This is a genomic window from Pantoea sp. Ap-967 (genome assembly GCF_011752565.1).
Taxonomy (GTDB): Bacteria; Pseudomonadota; Gammaproteobacteria; order Pseudomonadales; family Pseudomonadaceae; genus Aquipseudomonas.
This window is the reverse complement of the sequence record NZ_VWXK01000003.1, coordinates 1-18,274: the sequence shown is the minus strand read 5'-3', so window position 1 is coordinate 18,274 and position 18,274 is coordinate 1. Positions and strand designations below refer to the sequence as shown.

The window sequence follows — 18,274 nt, the reverse complement described above, 5'->3', positions numbered from 1 at the left end:
GCGGCGCATCGCGAGCTATGCTCGCTCCTACGGAGATAGACGTTATCGAATCAATACGATTTATTCCGTAGGAGCGAGCGCAGCTCGCGAAGGGCTGTCAGGCGCGGATCATCTGCCGCAACACGTAATGCAGAATCCCGCCTGCCTTGAAGTACTCCACCTCGTTCAAGGTATCGATCCTGCACAGCACCTCGATGTCCTGCTGCCCCCCATCCTCACGGGTGATGCGCAAGGTCAGGTTCATGCCCGGCTTGAGCGCCGCGCCGTCCAGCCCCAGCACATCGATCTGCTCCTTGCCGGTAAGCCCCAGCTGCTTGCGGTCGGCGCCGGCCTTGAACTGCAGCGGCAGTACGCCCATGCCCACCAGGTTGGAGCGGTGGATACGCTCGAAACTCTCTGCCAGCACCGCCTTGACCCCCAGCAGGTTGGTGCCCTTGGCCGCCCAGTCGCGGCTGGAGCCGGTGCCGTACTCCTGGCCGGCGATCACCACCAAGGGCGTGCCCTCGGTTTGGTAGCGCATGGCGGCATCATAGATCGACAGCTTTTCCCCACTGGGCACATGCAGGGTGTTGCCGCCTTCCTCGCCGCCAAGCATTTCGTTGCGAATGCGGATGTTGGCGAAGGTGCCCCGCATCATCACCTCGTGGTTGCCGCGCCGCGAACCGTAGGAGTTGAAGTCGCGTGGCTCCACGCCCTTGTCACGCAGGTAGCGCCCGGCTGGGCTGTCGGCCTTGATGTTGCCCGCCGGCGAAATGTGGTCGGTGGTCACCGAATCGCCGAGCAGGGCGAGGATGCGTGCACCCTGGATGTCCTTGATGTCGGGCAGGGGCCCGGCGATGTCGTCGAAGAACGGCGGGTGCTGGATGTAGGTCGAGGCCTCCTGCCACACATAGGTGGCGGCCTGGGGCACCTCGATGGCCTGCCACTGGGCATCGCCGGCAAACACTTCGGCGTACTCCTTGTGGAACATTGCGGTGTCGACCTTGGCCACGGCCTCGGCAATTTCCTGCTGGCTGGGCCAGATATCACGCAGGTACACCGGCTGGCCATCCTTGCCCGTGCCCAGCGGGTCGCGGGTGAGGTCCACGCGCACGCTGCCGGCCAGGGCATAGGCCACCACCAGCGGCGGCGAGGCCAGCCAGTTGGTTTTCACCAGGGGGTGCACGCGGCCTTCGAAGTTGCGGTTGCCCGACAGCACCGACGCCACCGTGAGGTCGGCGCTGCCGATGGCTTTTTCGATGGCCTCATCCAGCGGGCCGGAGTTGCCGATGCAGGTGGTGCAGCCATAGCCGACCAGGTCGAAGCCGAGCTGGTCGAGGTAGGGCGTAAGCCCGGCGGCCTGGTAGTAGTCGGTGACCACCTTGGACCCAGGGGCCAGCGAACTCTTCACCCAAGGCTTGCGCTGCAGGCCTTTTTCCAGGGCCTTCTTCGCCACCAGGCCGGCTGCCATCATCACGCTGGGGTTGGAGGTGTTGGTGCATGACGTGATGGCCGCGATCACCACGGCGCCATCGCGCAGGGTGTGGGTTTGGCCGGCGTGGTTGTAGGCAATTTCGCCGGCCTGGTCGGCGTTGCCCACCGCCACGCCACCGCCGCCTTCGCTTTCCAGGCGGCCGACTTCCTTGGCCAGCGGCTTGGGCTGCAATTCGATGAACTGGTCGAACGCCTGGCTCACCTGGCCCAGGGCTACTCGGTCCTGGGGCCGCTTGGGCCCGGCCAGGCTGGCTTCGACCTCGTGCATGTCCAGTGCCAGGGTATCGCTGAACAGCGGCTCCTGCCCGCTTTGCCGCCACAGGCCCTGGGCCTTGCAGTACTGCTCCACCAGTGCCACGGCCTCGCTCGGCCGGCCCGACAGGCGCAGGTAGTCGAGGGTTACCTGGTCGACCGGGAAGAAGCCGCAGGTGGCGCCGTATTCAGGTGCCATGTTGGCGATGGTGGCGCGGTCGGCCAGGGGCAGGTCGGCCAGGCCATCGCCATAGAACTCGACGAACTTGCCCACCACGCCTTTCTTGCGCAGCATCTGCGTGACCGTCAGCACCAGGTCGGTGGCGGTGATGCCTTCGCGCAGTTTGCCGGTGAGCTTGAAGCCGATGACCTCGGGGATCAACATCGATACCGGCTGGCCCAGCATCGCCGCTTCCGCCTCGATGCCGCCGACGCCCCAACCGAGCACGCCGAGGCCGTTGATCATGGTGGTGTGCGAGTCGGTGCCCACCAGGGTGTCGGGGAAGGCATAGGTGCGGCCATCGGCTTCGCGGGTCCACACCGTGCGGCCCAGGTATTCCAGGTTGACCTGGTGGCAGATGCCGGTGCCCGGCGGTACCACGCGGAAGTTGTCGAAGGCGCTTTGGCCCCAGCGCAGGAAGGCATAGCGCTCGCCGTTGCGCTGCATCTCGATGTCGACGTTCTCGGTGAAGGCCTGGGGGGTGGCGTAGCGGTCGACCATCACCGAGTGGTCGATCACCAGGTCCACCGGCGACAGCGGGTTGATGCGCTGTGGGTCGCCACCGGCCTTGGCCATGGCCGCGCGCATGGCGGCCAGGTCCACCACGGCGGGCACGCCGGTGAAGTCCTGCATCAGCACCCGCGCCGGACGGTACTGGATTTCGCGGTCGGAGCGGCGTTCCTGCAGCCAGGCGGCGAGGGCGCGCAAATCGTCGCCGGTGACGGTTTCGCCGTCTTCCCAGCGCAGCAGGTTTTCCAGCAGCACCTTCAGCGACTTGGGCAGGCGCTGCAGGTCGCCCAGCTGGCTGGCGGCCTCGGTGAGGCTGTAGTAATGGTAGGTGCGGTCAGCCACCTTGAGGGTCTTGAGGGTGTTCAGGCTATCGAGCGAGGGCATTGCCGACTCCTTGTGCCGCGGGGCCCGGCATTCGTTGGGGGAGGCCGGTGCCACCGCGCTGTTCTGGTCCGCACGGCACGGACCTGGCTGAATGGTCAGGTTAGCGCCGTTTGGCGCCCCTGGCTCTTTTCTGGACCGGCGGGGCATGTCGCAGGTTCCGAACTTCCTTTATCATCGCCGCCCTGCCGGCGCCTGAGGCGCCAGCCGTAGTGGAGTGAGAAATGAATACCCTGTTCATGCATTGCCGGCCCGGTTTCGAGGGTGAGGTGTGCGCCGAGATCAGCGAACATGCGGCCCAGCTGGGTGTGGCCGGCTATGCCAAGGGCAAGCCGCAAAGCGCCAGCGCCGAATTCGTCTGCGCCGACGCCGAGGGGGCCGAGCGGCTGATGGCCCAGTTGCGTTTCGCGCAGCTGATCTTCCCGCGCCAGTGGGCCCGTGGCGCCTATATCGAACTGCCGGAAACCGACCGCATCAGCGTGCTGCTGGCGCACCTGGCCGAGCAGCCTGTTTTTGGCAGCCTGTGGCTGGAAGTGCTGGACAGCAACGAAGGCAAGGAGCTGTCGACCTTCTGCCGCAAGTTCGAAGTGCCGCTGCGCAAGGCCCTGGAAAAGGCCGGCCGCCTGGTGGACAACCCCAGCCTGCCGCGCCTGCTGCTGACCTTCATCAGCGGCCGCCGGGTATTCGTTGGCGTGGCCGAGGCCAACAACAGTGCGCTGTGGCCCATGGGCATTCCGCGCCTGAAGTTCCCCCGCGAGGCGCCGAGCCGCTCGACGCTCAAGCTGGAAGAGGCCTGGCACCAGTTCATCCCGCGTGAGCACTGGGCGCAGCGCCTGGGCGATGACATGACCGGGGTCGACCTGGGCGCCTCGCCGGGGGGCTGGACGTACCAGCTGGTGCGCCGCGGCATGCTGGTGACGGCCATCGACAACGGCCCGATGGCCGAGAGCCTGATGGACACAGGGCTGGTGCAGCACCTGATGGCCGACGGTTTCACCTGGCAGCCCAAGCAGCCGGTGGACTGGATGGTGTGCGACATCGTCGAGAAGCCGGCGCGTACCACCTCGTTGATCGAAACCTGGCTGGGCGAGGGGCTGTGCCGTGAGGCGGTGGTCAACCTGAAACTGCCGATGAAGCAGCGCTATGCCGAGGTACGGCGTTTGCTCGACCGCATGGACGCGACCTTCAAGGCGCGCAAGATCAAGGTGTCGATTGCCTGCAAGCAGCTCTATCACGACCGTGAAGAGGTGACGTGCCACCTGCGCAGGCTCGATTTGAAGCCGCGTTGAGGTAACCCGCGCCGCAGTGGCGGCGCGCCTACAGGGGCCGCGCCGCGGCCCCCTTGGTCGATGCGCTGCGATGCGCCACAATGACCGATCATTTGCGGAGCCCCCCATGACCGATTTCACCCCCGACGCCATCCTCGATGCCACTGGCCTGAACTGCCCGGAGCCGGTGATGATGCTGCACCAGCACGTGCGCAACCTGGCTGCTGGCGGCCTGCTCAAGGTCATCGCCACCGACCCGTCCACCCGCCGCGACATCCCCAAGTTCTGCAACTTCCTCGGCCACGAACTGCTCGAACAGCAGGAAGATGCCGGCACCTACCTGTACTGGATCCGCAAGAAGGCCGACTGAACCGCGCTGGAACCGGCTTCTCGTTGCGCCTACACTGCGTTCCCCAGACAGGAGAGCGCCATGCTGATAGTTGCCGACGAGAATATCCCGCTGCTCGATGCCTTCTTCGAAGGTTTCGGCGAGATCCGCCGCTACCCCGGTCGTAGCCTCGACGCGGCCAGCGTCAAGGATGCCGACGTGCTGCTGGTGCGCTCGGTAACCAAGGTCGACCGGCAATTGCTCGCAGGCAGCAAGGTGCGCTTCGTCGGCACCTGCACCATCGGCACCGACCACCTGGACCTGAACTACTTCGCCGAAGCCGGCATCCACTGGAGCAGCGCACCCGGCTGCAACGCCCGGGGCGTTGTCGACTACGTGCTGGGCAGCCTGCTGACCCTGGCCGAGCTCGATGGCGTGACCTTGCCCCAGCGTACCTACGGGGTGGTCGGCGCAGGTGAAGTCGGTGGCCGGCTGGTGCGGGTGCTGCACGGGCTGGGCTGGAAGGTGCTGGTGTGCGACCCGCTGCGCCAGGCGGCCGAGGGCGGCGACTATGTCAGCCTGCAGACGATTGTTGAGCAATGCGATGTCATCAGCCTGCACACTCCGCTGCAGCGCAGCGGCGAGCACCCGACCTGGCACTTGCTGGGCCAGGCGCAGCTGGCCCAACTGCGCCCGGGCGCCTGGTTGATCAACGCCAGCCGTGGGCCGGTGGTGGACAACGCCGCCCTGCGCCAGCTGCTGCTGGACCGCGAAGATGTGCACGCGGTGCTGGATGTGTGGGAGGGCGAGCCGCAGGTCGATCTGCAACTGGCCGACCTGTGCACCTTGGCTACGCCGCATATCGCCGGTTACAGCCTCGATGGCCGCCAGCGCGGCACGGCGCAGATCTACCAGGCGTTGTGCCGGTTTCTCGGCGAGGCCGAGCAGGTCAAGCTGGCTGACCTGCTGCCGCCGCCACCCTTGGCGCAGATTGAGCTCGATGCGGGCGCCGATATCGCCTGGTCCCTGGCGACCTTGTGCCGGGCGGTGTATGACCCGCGACGTGACGATGCCGATTTTCGTCGCAGCCTGAGTGACGATGTGGCGCAGCAGCGGGCGGCGTTCGACCAGTTGCGCAAGCAATATCCGCCGCGCCGCGAGGTTGAAGGGCTGGCGGTGCGGGTGCGCGGCGAGGCACCACAGCTGGCGCAGATGGTCAGTGCCCTGGGTGGTGTGTTGGTTTGATGGTCGCGTGAACCTGTGCTGGCCCCCCCCTTGTAGGAGCGGGCTTGCCCCGCGAAAGGGCCAGCGCAGGCCATAAAAAACCCGGCACTGGGCCGGGTTTCAAGAAATTCGCGCCTCAGCCTTTACGCACTTTTTCCACGCGGCTTTCTTCCAGGGCCTTGCAGGCCTGCTGGATCATCTGCTCGGTGATCTCGACCTCGCGCCCCTGGGCGTCAATGATCGAACCACAGGCCTTGGGCTGCGTCTTGTTCTGGGGTTTCACGCTATCGCTGTTGTGTTGCAAGCTCATTGGCGATCTCCTCATCAGGGCACTGCATCTACAGTCCACCAGAAAGCACGGCAAAGCTCCATACCCTGGTTAGAACGATGTGCTATAGCCACCATCGACAGTCAGGAGTGGTAGTCTTCGGGCTCCTCTGTTTTTTGTGAAGCGCGCCATGCCCAACCCGGATTCCTCCCGTCAACGCCGCGCCCTGCAGCTGGGTTGGCAGTACCTGCGCCCCTATCGCCGGCAAGCGCTGCTGGCCTTGCTGGCCCTGATCGTCACCGCTGCCATCACCCTGTCCATGGGCCAGGGCATTCGCCTGCTGGTCGACCAGGGCTTCATGACCGGCTCAGCGCACCAGCTCAACCAGACCATCGGCCTGTTCCTGGTGCTGGTGCTGGCCCTGGCGGTGGGCACCTTCAGCCGCTTCTACCTGGTGTCGTGGATTGGCGAGCGTTGCGTGGCCGACATCCGCCGCGCGGTGTTCGACCACTTGATCGGCCTTCACCCGGGTTTCTTCGAGGACAACCGCAGCTCCGAGATCCAGTCGCGGCTAACCGCCGACACCACCTTGCTGCAGACGGTGATCGGTTCGTCGCTGTCGCTGTTCCTGCGCAACGCGCTGATGGTGCTCGGTGGCGTGGTGTTGCTGTTCATCACCAACCCCAAGCTCACCAGCATCGTGGTGGTGGCCTTGCCCCTGGTGCTGGCGCCGATTCTGCTGTTCGGCCGGCGCGTGCGCAGCCTGTCGCGCCAGAGCCAGGACCGGGTGGCCGACGTGGGCAGCTACGTGGCCGAGACGCTGGGGCAGATCAAGACCGTTCAGGCCTACAACCACCAGGGGCGTGACCGCGAGCTGTTCGCCGGCACGGTCGAGGCGGCGTTCGCCGTGGCCCGCCAGCGCATCGCCCAGCGTGCCTGGCTGATTACCCTGGTGATCGTGCTGGTGCTGGGCGCCGTCGGGGTGATGCTGTGGGTGGGCGGCATGGACGTGATCGCCGGGCGCATCTCGGCGGGTGAATTGGCAGCGTTCGTGTTCTACAGCCTGATCGTCGGCAGCGCCTTCGGCACCCTCAGCGAGGTGATCGGCGAGCTGCAGCGGGCCGCCGGCGCTGCCGAGCGCATTGCCGAACTGCTGGCGGCGCAAAGTACCATCCTGGCGCCGCAGCAACCCCAGGCGCTGCGCCCCCAAGGTGGCCGTATCGCCCTGGAAGAGGTGGTGTTCGCCTACCCTTCGCGGCCCTCGGTGGCCGCCATCGACCACCTCAGCCTGGCCATCGAGCCCGGCCAGACCGTGGCACTGGTGGGGCCGTCGGGCGCAGGCAAGTCGACCCTGTTCGACCTTCTGCTGCGCTTCTACGACCCGCAACAAGGCCAGATTCTGCTCGACGGCCAGCCGATCACCGCGCTGGCCCCGGACACCTTGCGTGCCCAATTCGCCCTGGTGGCACAGAACCCGTCGCTGTTTCGTGGTACGGTCGAAGCCAATATCCGCTACGGCCGGCCCGAAGCGAGCCTGGCCGAGGTGGAGGCGGCGGCCCGCGGTGCCCATGCCGACGAATTCATCCGGCAACTGCCCCAGGGTTACCAGACACCGTTGGGCGAGGGCGGTGTCGGGTTGTCCGGTGGCCAGAAGCAGCGCCTGGCAATTGCCCGCGCGCTGCTGGTGGATGCGCCGATCCTGCTGCTCGACGAAGCCACCAGTGCCCTCGACGCACAAAGCGAACACCTGATCCAGCAGGCCTTGCCGGCCCTGATGGAAGGGCGCACCACGCTGGTGATCGCCCATCGCCTGGCCACGGTGCAGCACGCAGACCGCATCGCGGTAATCGACAAGGGGCGCCTGGTGGCCGTGGGCACGCACCGGCAATTGATCGAAGAAAGCCCGCTGTACGCCCGGCTGGCTGAGCTGCAGTTCACCACAGGCTGATGGTCGCTTTTCTGTAACATTTCTGTAGCATTTGCCTGAGAGTATTGGCTCAACTGTTGCGTAAGTGCTCGACCTGGCTGCTATCGACTGATGGCAGCTTTTTTTTGCCCTGTGAACGAGGACAAGGATGTCTGGCGGCGCTGCCAATGGCGCTGTTCCCTTTTCCTTTTTGACTGGCTCCGAGACCCGCGATGCTGCGTAAATCCCTCCGCGTGCAAATCCTCACCCTGCTTGGCAGTAGCTTGGCGGCGATGCTGCTGATCGCCCTGGTGTGCTTCCAGTTCCTGTCCTCCAGCGTGCGCAACTATGCCGAGTTGGTGGACGGGCCTCTGCGGGCCTCGCAGCTGATCGACGAGGCCAACCTGCAGTTCAAGATCCAGGTGCAGGAATGGAAGAACGTGCTGTTGCGCGGTCGCCAGCCGGCCGAACTGGACAAGTACTGGCAGCAGTTCCAGGCCCGTGAACAGCAGGTGCAGCAGTTGCTGGGCGAGCTGATCGACAGCAGTGACGCCAAGCTCAAGGCACCGCTGCAGCAACTGCGTGACAGCCACCGGCAACTGGGTTTGGCGTATCAGCAAGGGCGCCAGGCGTTTTTGGCCGCAGGCGGCGACCCGGTGGCTGGCGACCAGGCCGTGAAGGGCGTGGACCGCGCCGCCAGCGAGCAGATGAGCGCGCTGGTCGAGCAACTGCGTGCCGACGCCCGCGCCCGCGCTGGCGATATCAGCGCCAGTGCCGAGCGCACGGTGTGGCTGGGCGTGCTGGTGATGCTGGGCTCAGCCCTGCTGGTGGGGCTGCTCAGCCTGTGGCGGGTGAACCGCAGCCTGGTCGAGCCGATTCGCCAGCTGATCGAGTACGTGGCGCAGCTGAGCCAGGGCCGTTTCGCGGCCCGGGTCGACAGCCGCCGGGAAGATGAACTGGGCCGCCTGGCCCGTGCGGCGAACACCCTGCGCGATTTTTTGGCCGACACCGTTGGCCGCCTGAAAGACAACGCCCAGGAACTGGAAGGCGCCAGCGGCCAGTTGCGTAGCATCGCCGGCGACATGGCCCGCGGCACCCAGGACCAGTTCCAGCGCACCGACCAGGTGGCCACGGCCATGCACGAAATGTCCGCCACTGCCCAGGAGGTCGCCCGCCATGCCGCCGAGGCGGCGCGCGCCGCGGATGACGCCGACCACAGCGCCCAGGCGGGTGAGCAGGTGATGCAACAGACCATCGATATCATTGGCGTGGTCAACCGCGAGATTGCCGGCACCGCGGCGGTGATACGCGACCTGGAAACCGACAGTTCACGCATTGGCAAGGTGCTGGAAGTGATTCGCGGCATTGCCGAACAAACCAACCTGCTGGCGCTCAACGCCGCCATCGAGGCCGCCAGGGCCGGCGAGGCCGGGCGTGGGTTCGCGGTGGTTGCCGACGAGGTGCGCAGCCTGGCCCAGCGCACGGCGGCGTCGATCGCTGAAATTCACCAGATCATCGAGGCGGTGCAGTCGGGCGCGGTGGAGGCGGTCAAGGCCATCGAAAGCGGCCAGCAGCGCAGCGAGGAGGGCGCCGAGCAGGTGCAGCAGGCCGGGCAGATGCTGCAGCGCATCACCACGGCGGTGGAGGCGATTCGTGACATGAACCGGCAGATCGCCACGGCCGCCGAAGAGCAGACCAGCGTGGCCGAGGACATCTCGCGCAACCTGATCGAGATCACCCGTATCGCCACGGCCAACCAGGAAGCGGTGCAGCACACCGAGCAGGCGGGGCAGCGGTTGCATGGGTTGTCGGGGCAGTTGGGCGAGGTGACGTCGCGGTTGACGGCGTAGGTAGGGGCGGCGCTGCGCCAGCAGCGCCCCTCACCCCAAAATACAAAAAGCCCGCGCAAGGCGGGCTTTGGCTAAGGATCTGGTCGGAGAGACAGGATTCGAACCTGCGGCCTTCTCGTCCCGAACGAGACGCGCTACCTGGCTGCGCTACACTCCGATGAACAAAATCCTACTGCATCCATTTTTCGCCTGCAAGCCCTTGCCATGGCAGGGGCTAATGCCCGAAAAACGGCTCTGTTCAGAGCTCTTTGACGGTACGAATCTGGTCTTTGTTCAGGCGCGTGCGCTTGCCGTCGAGCTGTTCGAATTCGTAGAAGCCGGAGTCCTCGTCATACTTCGGGGTATCGGTGGCCTGGATCTCGCGGCCGTCGTTCAGCGTGATCACGGTAGGCGAGGCGCACCCGGCGAGCGCACCGAGGCCCAGGGCGAGCAGAAAGGCAGGAAGGGTCCGTTGAATCATCGTGTATCTCCAATGCGAGGGTGCTAGATGACTTTATGACGCAGTGTGTCCGTGCAAGTTCCTTCACAGTGCAGCATAGCGCCAATCGCGCCGTATTGATCCAAGTCTGCCTGCGCTGCCTGCCGGGCCGCCTGTGATATAAATGCCCCATCCTCATTCCCCCGCGACGGACCCCCATGAAAGCCAAGGCAGATACCCCCTTCGTGCCGCTGAACATCGCCGTGCTGACAGTCAGCGACACCCGCACCTTCGACACCGACAGCTCCGGCCAGACCTTCGTCGACCGCCTCACGGCCGCGGGCCACCACCTGGCCGCGCGGGTACTGCTCAAGGATGACCTGTACAAGATCCGCGCCCAGGTCGCCACCTGGATCGCCGACGACAGCGTGCAGGTGGTGCTGATTACCGGCGGTACCGGCTTCACTGGCCGCGACAGCACCCCGGAAGCGGTCGCTTGCCTGCTGGACAAGCAAGTGGACGGGTTCGGCGAGCTGTTCCGGCAGATTTCCGTGGCCGATATCGGCACCTCCACCGTGCAGTCGCGCGCCCTGGCGGGCCTGGCCAATGGCACCCTGGTGTGCTGCCTGCCAGGTTCGACCAACGCAGTGCGTACCGGCTGGGACGGCATCCTCGCCGAACAGCTCGATGCCCGCCACCGGCCGTGCAACTTCGTGGCGCACCTGAAGCAGGCAGCGGCCTGTGACAGCCGTGGCTGAGGCGCCGCAAGCCCGGCCGTTGATGCCGGTGGAAGAGGCCCTGGCGCGCTTGCTGGCATTGGCCGAAGCCGCACCCATCAAGGAAACCGAATGGGTTTCCCTGGCCGAAGCCGATGGCCGAGTGCTGGCCAGCGACCTGGTGGCCTCGCTCGACCTGCCGCCCTGGCCAAACAGCGCCATGGACGGTTACGCCCTGCGCCTGGCTGACCTGCAGGGCGAGCCGCTGAGCGTAAGCCAGCGGATTTTCGCTGGCCATGCGCCGCAGCCCTTGCAGCCGGGCACCTGCGCGCGGATCTTCACCGGCGCGCCCATGCCTGCCGGCGCCGATTGCGTCGAAATGCAGGAGAACACCGAGGTGCTGGCCGATGGCACGGTGCGCTTTCTCGAACCCTTGAAGCCAGACCAGAACGTGCGTCCCCAGGGCCAGGAAACCCGCCAGGGCGAGCAGGTGCTGGTGGCCGGCACGCGCCTGGGGCCGATCGAACTGGGCCTGGCGGCCACCCTCGGGCATGGCGAGCTGCAGGTGGTGCGCCGGGTGCGGGTGGCGGTGTTGTCCACCGGTGACGAGCTGGTCGAACCCGGCCTGCCGCTGGGCCCGGGGCAAATCTACAACAGCAACCGGCGCTTGCTGGTCAGCTGGTTGCAGCGCCTGGGCTGCGAGGTGCGCGACATGGGCATTCTGCCCGATGACCTGGCGCGCACCCGTGAGTGCCTGGGCGGCTTGGGCGATGTCGACCTGATTCTCTCCACCGGCGGCGTGTCCGTGGGCGAGGCCGACTACCTGGGCGCGGCGCTGCGGGAGGCCGGTGAGCTGGCCCTGTGGAAGCTGGCGATCAAACCGGGCAAGCCGTTGACCTTTGGCCACTACCGCGGTGTGCCGGTGATCGGCCTGCCGGGCAACCCAGCCTCGACCCTGGTCACCTTCGGCCTGCTGACCCGCCCGTACCTGCTGCGCCGCCAGGGCGTGATGGCGGTGACGCCACTGCGCTTCGACATGCCGGCTGGCTTCGACTGGCCCAAGGCCGGCACCCGCCGTGAGTACTTGCGGGCGCGCATCGACAACGGCCAGGTGCAGATCTACAAGAACCAGAGCTCCGGGGTGCTGCGCAGTGCTGCCTGGGCCGATGGCTTGGTGGAAGTGCGCGAAGGCAGTACGCCCAAGCCGGGTGACAGCGTGCCGTTCATTCCACTGAGCGAACTACTCGGCTGAGCGCCCCAGCCAGGCGCTGCCGCCTTGGCCGGCATTGGCTGGGGCTGCCTGGGTCAAGCGCATGTGCACGGTTTCCAGTTGCTGCGCCGCCACGCTCCAGTCGTGGCGCTGGCGGGCGAACTGGCGGCCGGCTTCGCTCAATTGGCACATGCGCCAGGGCTGGTTGAGCAGTTGGGTGATCAACAGCGCCAGCTGGTCGGGGTCGTCGCTGCCCAGGTAATGCTCACCCTGGTTCGCCGCAAGGCCCGACATGCCCTTGCCGGTGCTGATTACCGGTAGCCCGGCGGCCATGGCTTCGAGGATCTTGACCTTGGAACCGCCCGGGTAGCGCAGCGGGGCGAAGAACAACGCCGAACGCCGCTGCAGCTCGCGCAGGTCGGGGCGGTAGCCGACCCACTCGATGCGCGGGTCGTTCCAGTGCAGTTTCCAGCTGGCAGGCAAGGCATGCCCGGCGATCGCCAGGCGTACGGCGGGGTTGCTCATCCACACCTGCGGCAGGATCTCTTCCAGCGCCCACTCCACCGCCTCTTGATTGGCGCCACACTCGAAATTGCCGACGAACAGCAGGCGCTGGCTGTGCAGGGCCGGTTGCACGTGCTGGTAGAAGTCGCAATCCACGCCGTTGACCACCACGTTCACCCGCCGCCCGCTGACCTGGCTGATCAGCTCGGCATCGTGCGGGCTTACCGCCACCACTTCGGTGGGCTGGCGCAGCACGCGCTGTTCCCAGCGCCGGTAGCGCCAGCGGTCGAAGGCGTTAAGGGGGCGCAGCCACAGGGGCAGGCGGTCGTGGCAGGCCGCGCCGGTGACCGATTCCAGGTTGTGCTCGCTGAGCATGTAGGGCAGGCCACGGGCTTGCAAGGCTTTCTCGAAGGGCTGGAAGCTGTAGCTGTGCTCGATCTGGATGACGTCCCAGGGCTCGTCCAGCAGCTGTTCGAAGCGGTGCCGCAGGTTCGGCGCCAGGCCATTGATGATCGCCCGCATGGGGTAGTCGATGATGGGCGAGGCCAGCAGGTTGAGCGGGTTGTTCAGTGCCCGCCGGGGCAGCACGATCAGGCGTTCGACGCAGGGTTCCAGAGCTTCGCGGATGGCATCGCTCAGGGGAATTTTCGACTGCACCAGCAAGGTGATCCGGTGGCCCTGCTGGGCCAGGGCGCGCAGCAGGTGGTATTGCCGGGTCTTGCAGCCACTGGTGGTGGGCCAGGGCAGGTAGGGCAGTGTCCAGAGAATGCGCATGGCCCGGAATCCTCGCAAAGGGCTGCGGACAAAAAACGCGCTGGGGCGATCAGCCCATGGCTGCTCCCGGTGCGCGTCCGTCTTATCAGTAAAGCGCACTTCTTGGTGGCTGCCCGGTCAGAGGGATTTTTTGCCGGCATGCAGCATTCTGCGTGCGCGTGTGGTCGAGATCTGCACGCAACGGTTTGCGGGGGAGAAGGGCAATGAGCAAGGCAATGCTGATTTTGCACGGCAAGCAGGCCGCGAACGAGGACGTGCGCCAGGCGGTGCTGGGCCTGCGCGAGCGGGGCTGGCAGCTGGATGTGCGGGTCACCTGGGAAGGCGGCGATGCCCAGCGGCTGGTGGGCGAGGCGCTGGCGGCCGGTTACAGCCATGTGGTTGCAGGCGGTGGCGACGGCACCCTGCGCGATGTGGCCGAAGCCATGGGGCAGGCCAATACCAAGGCCAGCCTGGCCCTGCTGCCGCTGGGCACGGCCAATGATTTTGCCCGGGCCGCCGGCGTTTCGCTGGTGCCTGCCGAGGCGCTGGCCCTGCTGGACATGCCGGCGATGCCGATCGACCTTGGGCGGGTGGGCGACCAGCTGTTCCTGAACATGGCCACCGGCGGCTTCGGCAGCCAGGTCACGGCCAGCACCTCCGAAGACCTGAAGAAAATGCTGGGCGCCGCCGCCTACCTGTTCACTGGCCTGACGCGCTTCAGTGAACTGCAAGCCGCCTCGGTGCGCGTGCGCGGGCCGGATTTCAACTGGCAGGGCGAGTTGCTGGCACTGGGCATCGGCAATGGCCGCCAGGCCGGCGGTGGGCAGGTGTTGTGCCCGCAAGCGCAGGTGGATGACGGCTTGCTCGACATCGCCATCCTGCCGGCGCCGCAGGAAATGGTCGGTGCGTTGCGTGACTTGCTCGCAGGCGACGGGCTGTTTGTGCGTACGCGCTTGCCGTGGGTGGAAATCCACTGCTCGCAGGGGTTGGACATCAACCTAGATGGTGAGCCGCTGCAGGCCGACAGCCTGCGGTTCGAGGCAGTCCCGGCGGCGTTGCGCGTGCACTTGCCGGCGAACTCGCCGCTGCTCAGTCGTCCAGGCTGATGATTTTTTCGCGCACGGCGAACAACACCAGGCCGGCCACGTCGTAGATCTGCAGGCGCTTCATGATCTGCGAGCGGTGGGTTTCCACGGTCTTGATCGAAAGGCCAAGGCCCGCGGCGATCTCGCGGGTGGACTTGCCGCGCACGATCAGGCGCAGGATTTCCAGTTGCCGGGCGGTCAGGTTGTGGCGGTCGCTGTTGGTTTGTTTGCCGTGCTGGGCGCGCATCAGGGCCTGGTTGATCACCGTATGGGCAATGGCCGGGCTCAGGTAACGCTCGCCCGCCCGCAGCGCGGCCAGGGCCTGCTCCAGTTCGGTGGCGGTGGCGTCCTTGAGCAGGTAGCCGTGGGCGCCGCTTTCCAGGGCGCGCATGATCAGGTCCGGGTCGGTGTGCATCGACAGGATCAGCACCTTGCAGGTATTGCCAGTGGCGCGCAGCAGGGTGAGGGCATCCAGGCCGCTGGTGGAGCGCATGGAAATGTCCAGCAGCACGATGTCCGGCGCCACCCGCTGCACCTGCTCCAGCAACTGGTCGCCGTCGTCGGCTTCACCCACCACGGCGTAGCCGGGTATGTCGGACACCAGGGCGCGAACCCCGGCACGGATCAGCGAGTGGTCGTCCACCAGCAGCAATCTACAGGTCATGGTGTGGCAGGTGTCCTGGCGCGTTCATGGGTGCGTGGCGGCCACGGGAACAGCACTTCGATGCGTGTGCCCCGGCCTGGCTGGCTGCTGACGTGCAGGCTGCCGTTGAGCGCCGTGGCGCGTTCCTGCATGCCGGCCATGCCGCGCTGGCCAGCCACGGCGGGGTCTGGCGCCGGGACGAAGCCTTGGCCGTCGTCCTGAATCGACAGGGTAAGGCCGGTGGGGCCGCGCAGCAGGCGGATGGTGAGGTTGCGGGCGCCGGCATGGCGCAGCATGTTGGTGACCGCTTCCTGGGTGATGCGAAATGCCGCCATCGCCACTTCCTCACCAATGCCGCCCAGGCGCTGGTGGCATTCCAGGCTCCAGTGCACGTCGCTATTGGCCAAGGTACGCACCAGGTGGGCGCGCAAGCTGGCTTCCAGGCCCAGGCTTGCCAGTTGCCGCGGGTTAAGGATGGCGGATACGTCGCGCACCTTGCCCAAGGTGTCGTCAAGGGTGCTGCCCAGGGTGCCACAGGCGCTCTGGAGTTCGGCCGGCACCCGGCGCTGCAGCCATTGCAGTTGCATTCTGGCGGCGGTGAGCAGCTGGCCGATGTCGTCATGCAGCTCGCGGCTCAAGTGCTGGCGCTCGCCTTCCTGAACCTTGAGCATGCGGCCGGCCAGCTCCGCCGGGCGCAGGCTGATCGACCGCGCGCCACGGCTCAGGTGCCAGCCGACGCCTAGGGTGGCCAGCAACTGCAGCAGTACGAGGCTGGCAGGCATGGGCTGGCCTGCCATGAACAGCAGCAGGTTGGCAATCAGGGAAACCACGCACAGCGTTGCCGTTACCCAGCACAGCAAGGTGGCGCTGGACCGGCAGCGCAGAACAGTCTTCAAGCGTGGGAACATAGAGGGGAAGCCACTGAAGTCTTGCTGATGGAAGCCTTGCGCATGTTTTACCAGAGGCTTTGGCGTTGTGAGCCCAACAAACTCGAATACGCATCGACGCGCTTCGGGTACGGCTGGCCGGTGTTTGTTGGCGGGCATGTTAACACTTTGGGTGGCATTGGTCGCGGGTGTGAAGTGAGCTGAAACCCCAGCTTTTGCGGGCTGATCGTGAAAAAAATGGCTTGTTTTCAAGTAGCAAACTGCCACCAATGAACCAGGCGTCGAAGCCTCCCCCGGCAACTTGCCAAGGTTGGGCCCAAGTACCCACGGCGCAACTTGCTGAACTTCATTAGTTGCACGGCGGCGGTTGGCAGAGGGCGCGCTTAGTTGCCTGCGCACATCCCGTGGGCGCGAGCCCGTGGCGCTCAGGCCTCAACGCTCACGCAGGGCTAGGCACACGTTTGCGGGAGTGGTTGTTGCAGTGCCGCGGCCAGTTCGCTCAGCAGTGAGTCCTGCTCGCCGCTGTCCAGGGCCAGGTGGCCGGTGTGCACGTCGACCAGCTCCAGCTGCCAGGCCAGCAGGTTCAGGCAAGCGTCCAGCGCGGGCAGGGCGGCGCTGTGCAGGTGCAGTTGGCGGCAGGCTGGGGCCAGAATCTGCTGCAGGCGGGTGGCGTAGAGGGCGATTTCGCGTAGGCCCAGGCTGCTGGCGCGGCGGGCGAGGGTGTCGAGGGTACGGTCGAGGCAATGGCAGGCGTCAGGGTCGTTGGCGATCAGCTCCAGGTGCTGCAGGCATTCCTGGGACTGGGTCAGCAAGACTTGCGCATCCAGCAGGAATTCCTGCAGGGCGCTGTTGTTTGAGACTGTGCTGTCCATCAAGACACTCCGGCGCGTTGGGCTGGAGCAGGGGATGGCCACGCCATGACGATCGCTAGCAAAAGCCTGACTCCATTCATGCAGTGAGAATGGCGTCACATTAATGGCTAAAGGATGGCGCGAACATCAGGTTGCACCTGATTGCTCCTAGGGGTTTCCCTTAGAGCGGCCTAGGGTGCGACAGGTTGCCCTAGAAGGGATCCAAGGTGCGGGCAACTGGAGTAAAGCATGATGCTATTGTGATATCAATTGCCCGGACGGCATTTTTACGCAAGGGTCAAGATGGCCGCCACGCCGCCGATATAGGGTGAATCCTTTCAACATTTTCGACTCAAGCCTGGGGGCTGTCCAATGGCTGGCATTCTTGACACGGTAGACCAACGCACGCAACTGGTGGGTGAGAACCGCCTGGAAATCCTGATGTTCCGCCTGGCCGGTCGCCAACTGTTCGCCATCAACGTGTTCAAGGTGCAGGAAGTGTTGCAACTGCCCAAGCTGACCCTGATGCCGCAGCGCCATGCCTTCGTGTGTGGGGTGGTGAACCTGCGCGGGCAGACCCTGCCGGTGATCGACCTGTCCCAGGCCATTGGCATGCGCCCGCTGCAGCCGGGGCCAGACAGCACCATCATCGTCACCGAGTACAACCGCTCGGTGCAGGCGTTCCTGGTGGGCGGCGTCGACCGTATCGTCAACATGAACTGGGAGTCGATCATGCCGCCGCCTTCCAGCGCTGGGCGCCAGCATTACCTGACGGCGATCACCAAGGTCGATGAGCAGTTGGTGGAAGTGATCGACGTGGAAAAGGTACTGGCCGAGATCGTGCCGTACAACGCCCGGGTTTCCGGGGACAAGCTCGCCGACCCGGTGCTGGCGCGTGCCCGTGGGCGCGAAGTGCTGCTGGTGGACGATTCCAGCGTGGCGCTGGCGCAGCTGCGCGATACCCTGTCGCAGTTGGGGGTGAAGCTGCATGTGGCCAGCGACGGCCTGAAGGCCTTGCGCATGCTCAAGGGCTGGGCCGATGCCGGCGAAGACGTTTGCGAAAAACTGCTGATGGTGTTCACCGATGCCGAAATGCCCGAGATGGACGGCTACCGGCTGACCACCGAGATTCGCAGCGATGCACGCCTGCGCAAGCTCTACGTGGTGCTGCACACCTCGTTGTCGGGCAGCTTCAACGAGTCGATGGTGAAGAAGGTCGGTTGCGACAACTTCCTCTCCAAGTTCCAGCCCGACCGCCTGGTCGATGTGGTCAAGCAGCGCTTGATGCTGGATGCCACGGGCGGGTGATCCGCAGGCCTTGAGTTGCTTGTGCCGGCCCTTTCGCGGGGCAAGCCCGCTCCTACAGAAAAAATCGTAACTACCTGATTTAACAGAGAACCATGTAGATACTCTGTTGATGGTCAAGCTTTTCTGAGGTGTTCAGAGCTGAAAAGCTTGGCCGTATCAAATGGCTCATCCCCACGCATGCACGCCCAGATGCCTGTCAGATACTTGCGCATGACAGCA

At 65.6% G+C, this 18,274-nt stretch carries 16 protein-coding genes and 1 tRNA gene; 9 read left to right on the top strand and 8 right to left on the bottom strand.

From position 1 onward, the window contains the following. Positions 1-97 precede the first annotated feature (97 nt). Positions 98-2,839: an aconitate hydratase AcnA gene (acnA, locus tag F3J45_RS04380; RefSeq protein ID WP_167057930.1), complete on the bottom strand. Its 2,742-nt coding sequence runs from the start codon at positions 2,837-2,839 to the stop codon at positions 98-100. A gap of 221 nt (positions 2,840-3,060) precedes the next feature. Here acnA and rlmM point away from each other — a divergent pair, with 221 nt between their 5' ends. The 3 genes from rlmM to pdxB all read left to right on the top strand — a co-directional run bounded on the left by rlmM (position 3,061) and on the right by pdxB (position 5,677). After that, positions 3,061-4,125, top strand: coding sequence for a 23S rRNA (cytidine(2498)-2'-O)-methyltransferase RlmM (rlmM, locus tag F3J45_RS04375; protein WP_167057927.1), 1,065 nt, complete (start codon positions 3,061-3,063; stop codon positions 4,123-4,125). A 106-nt stretch (positions 4,126-4,231) separates the two neighbouring features. Then, on the top strand, positions 4,232-4,474 hold the full coding sequence (gene tusA, locus F3J45_RS04370; RefSeq protein ID WP_167057924.1) for a sulfurtransferase TusA: 243 nt from the start codon (positions 4,232-4,234) through the stop codon (positions 4,472-4,474). A gap of 60 nt (positions 4,475-4,534) precedes the next feature. Then, positions 4,535-5,677 (top strand): 4-phosphoerythronate dehydrogenase PdxB, encoded by a 1,143-nt coding sequence (gene pdxB / locus F3J45_RS04365; protein ID WP_167057921.1) that lies wholly within the window; start codon positions 4,535-4,537, stop codon positions 5,675-5,677. A 115-nt stretch (positions 5,678-5,792) separates the two neighbouring features. Here pdxB and F3J45_RS04360 read toward each other — a convergent pair whose 3' ends face one another. Beyond that, positions 5,793-5,966, bottom strand: coding sequence for a PA1571 family protein (locus F3J45_RS04360; protein WP_167057917.1), 174 nt, complete (start codon positions 5,964-5,966; stop codon positions 5,793-5,795). Between the two features lie 148 nt (positions 5,967-6,114). Between F3J45_RS04360 and F3J45_RS04355 the strand changes: the two genes are divergently transcribed. Both F3J45_RS04355 and F3J45_RS04350 read left to right on the top strand, forming a co-directional pair. Beyond that, positions 6,115-7,872: an ABC transporter transmembrane domain-containing protein gene (locus F3J45_RS04355; RefSeq protein WP_167057914.1), complete on the top strand. Its 1,758-nt coding sequence runs from the start codon at positions 6,115-6,117 to the stop codon at positions 7,870-7,872. A gap of 191 nt (positions 7,873-8,063) precedes the next feature. Beyond that, on the top strand, positions 8,064-9,680 hold the full coding sequence (locus F3J45_RS04350) for a methyl-accepting chemotaxis protein (protein ID WP_167057911.1): 1,617 nt from the start codon (positions 8,064-8,066) through the stop codon (positions 9,678-9,680). 80 nt (positions 9,681-9,760) lie between these two features. Here the strand turns inward: F3J45_RS04350 and F3J45_RS04345 are convergent. Both F3J45_RS04345 and F3J45_RS04340 read right to left on the bottom strand, forming a co-directional pair. Beyond that, positions 9,761-9,837: transfer RNA gene (locus F3J45_RS04345), tRNA-Pro, on the bottom strand. Positions 9,838-9,918: 81 nt separating this feature from the next. Continuing rightward, the gene (locus tag F3J45_RS04340) at positions 9,919-10,140 is read right to left on the bottom strand and encodes a YgdI/YgdR family lipoprotein (protein WP_013971697.1); all 222 of its coding nucleotides are present in this window, start codon (positions 10,138-10,140) and stop codon (positions 9,919-9,921) included. Positions 10,141-10,316: 176 nt separating this feature from the next. On the opposite strand from F3J45_RS04340, the gene moaB reads away from it, so the two are divergent. Beyond that, positions 10,317-10,856: a molybdenum cofactor biosynthesis protein B gene (gene moaB / locus F3J45_RS04335; RefSeq protein ID WP_167057908.1), complete on the top strand. Its 540-nt coding sequence runs from the start codon at positions 10,317-10,319 to the stop codon at positions 10,854-10,856. Next, positions 10,840-12,066 (top strand): gephyrin-like molybdotransferase Glp, encoded by a 1,227-nt coding sequence (gene glp / locus F3J45_RS04330; protein ID WP_167057905.1) that lies wholly within the window; start codon positions 10,840-10,842, stop codon positions 12,064-12,066. The genes moaB and glp overlap by 17 nt, the downstream gene beginning before the upstream one ends. Here glp and F3J45_RS04325 read toward each other — a convergent pair. Then, positions 12,055-13,302: a glycosyltransferase family 4 protein gene (locus tag F3J45_RS04325; RefSeq protein ID WP_167057902.1), complete on the bottom strand. Its 1,248-nt coding sequence runs from the start codon at positions 13,300-13,302 to the stop codon at positions 12,055-12,057. The genes glp and F3J45_RS04325 overlap by 12 nt on opposite strands. A gap of 203 nt (positions 13,303-13,505) precedes the next feature. Between F3J45_RS04325 and yegS the strand changes: the two genes are divergently transcribed. Further along, on the top strand, positions 13,506-14,387 hold the full coding sequence (gene yegS / locus F3J45_RS04320; protein ID WP_205299810.1) for a lipid kinase YegS: 882 nt from the start codon (positions 13,506-13,508) through the stop codon (positions 14,385-14,387). Here yegS and F3J45_RS04315 read toward each other — a convergent pair. The 3 genes from F3J45_RS04315 to F3J45_RS04305 form a co-directional block, all read right to left on the bottom strand. After that, positions 14,371-15,030, bottom strand: a complete 660-nt coding sequence (locus tag F3J45_RS04315) for a response regulator transcription factor (protein ID WP_167057899.1) — start codon at positions 15,028-15,030, stop codon at positions 14,371-14,373. The genes yegS and F3J45_RS04315 overlap by 17 nt on opposite strands. Continuing rightward, on the bottom strand, positions 15,027-15,905 hold the full coding sequence (locus F3J45_RS04310) for a sensor histidine kinase (protein ID WP_205300401.1): 879 nt from the start codon (positions 15,903-15,905) through the stop codon (positions 15,027-15,029). The genes F3J45_RS04315 and F3J45_RS04310 overlap by 4 nt, the downstream gene beginning before the upstream one ends. Before the next feature lie 440 nt (positions 15,906-16,345). Further along, complete coding sequence (locus tag F3J45_RS04305; protein ID WP_167057896.1) at positions 16,346-16,768, bottom strand: Hpt domain-containing protein; 423 nt, start codon at positions 16,766-16,768, stop codon at positions 16,346-16,348. Between the two features lie 351 nt (positions 16,769-17,119). Between F3J45_RS04305 and F3J45_RS04300 the strand changes: the two genes are divergently transcribed. Next, positions 17,120-18,055, top strand: a complete 936-nt coding sequence (locus tag F3J45_RS04300; protein ID WP_167057893.1) for a chemotaxis protein CheV — start codon at positions 17,120-17,122, stop codon at positions 18,053-18,055. Positions 18,056-18,274 lie beyond the last annotated feature (219 nt).

Excerpts from the sequence above, each read along its gene's own strand:
- acnA (WP_167057930.1), bottom strand. The coding sequence starts at position 2,839 with ATGCCCTCGCTCGATAGCCTGAACACCCTCAAGACCCTCAAGGTGGCT.
- F3J45_RS04360 (WP_167057917.1), bottom strand. The coding sequence starts at position 5,966 with ATGAGCTTGCAACACAACAGCGATAGCGTGAAACCCCAGAACAAGACG.
- moaB (WP_167057908.1), top strand. The coding sequence starts at position 10,317 with ATGAAAGCCAAGGCAGATACCCCCTTCGTGCCGCTGAACATCGCCGTG.
- F3J45_RS04355 (WP_167057914.1), top strand. The coding sequence starts at position 6,115 with ATGCCCAACCCGGATTCCTCCCGTCAACGCCGCGCCCTGCAGCTGGGT.
- rlmM (WP_167057927.1), top strand. The coding sequence starts at position 3,061 with ATGAATACCCTGTTCATGCATTGCCGGCCCGGTTTCGAGGGTGAGGTG.
- F3J45_RS04315 (WP_167057899.1), bottom strand. The coding sequence starts at position 15,030 with ATGACCTGTAGATTGCTGCTGGTGGACGACCACTCGCTGATCCGTGCC.
- F3J45_RS04350 (WP_167057911.1), top strand. The coding sequence starts at position 8,064 with ATGCTGCGTAAATCCCTCCGCGTGCAAATCCTCACCCTGCTTGGCAGT.
- F3J45_RS04325 (WP_167057902.1), bottom strand. The coding sequence starts at position 13,302 with ATGCGCATTCTCTGGACACTGCCCTACCTGCCCTGGCCCACCACCAGT.
- F3J45_RS04340 (WP_013971697.1), bottom strand. The coding sequence starts at position 10,140 with ATGATTCAACGGACCCTTCCTGCCTTTCTGCTCGCCCTGGGCCTCGGT.
- F3J45_RS04300 (WP_167057893.1), top strand. The coding sequence starts at position 17,120 with ATGGCTGGCATTCTTGACACGGTAGACCAACGCACGCAACTGGTGGGT.
- tusA (WP_167057924.1), top strand. The coding sequence starts at position 4,232 with ATGACCGATTTCACCCCCGACGCCATCCTCGATGCCACTGGCCTGAAC.
- pdxB (WP_167057921.1), top strand. The coding sequence starts at position 4,535 with ATGCTGATAGTTGCCGACGAGAATATCCCGCTGCTCGATGCCTTCTTC.
- F3J45_RS04305 (WP_167057896.1), bottom strand. The coding sequence starts at position 16,768 with ATGGACAGCACAGTCTCAAACAACAGCGCCCTGCAGGAATTCCTGCTG.
- yegS (WP_205299810.1), top strand. The coding sequence starts at position 13,506 with ATGAGCAAGGCAATGCTGATTTTGCACGGCAAGCAGGCCGCGAACGAG.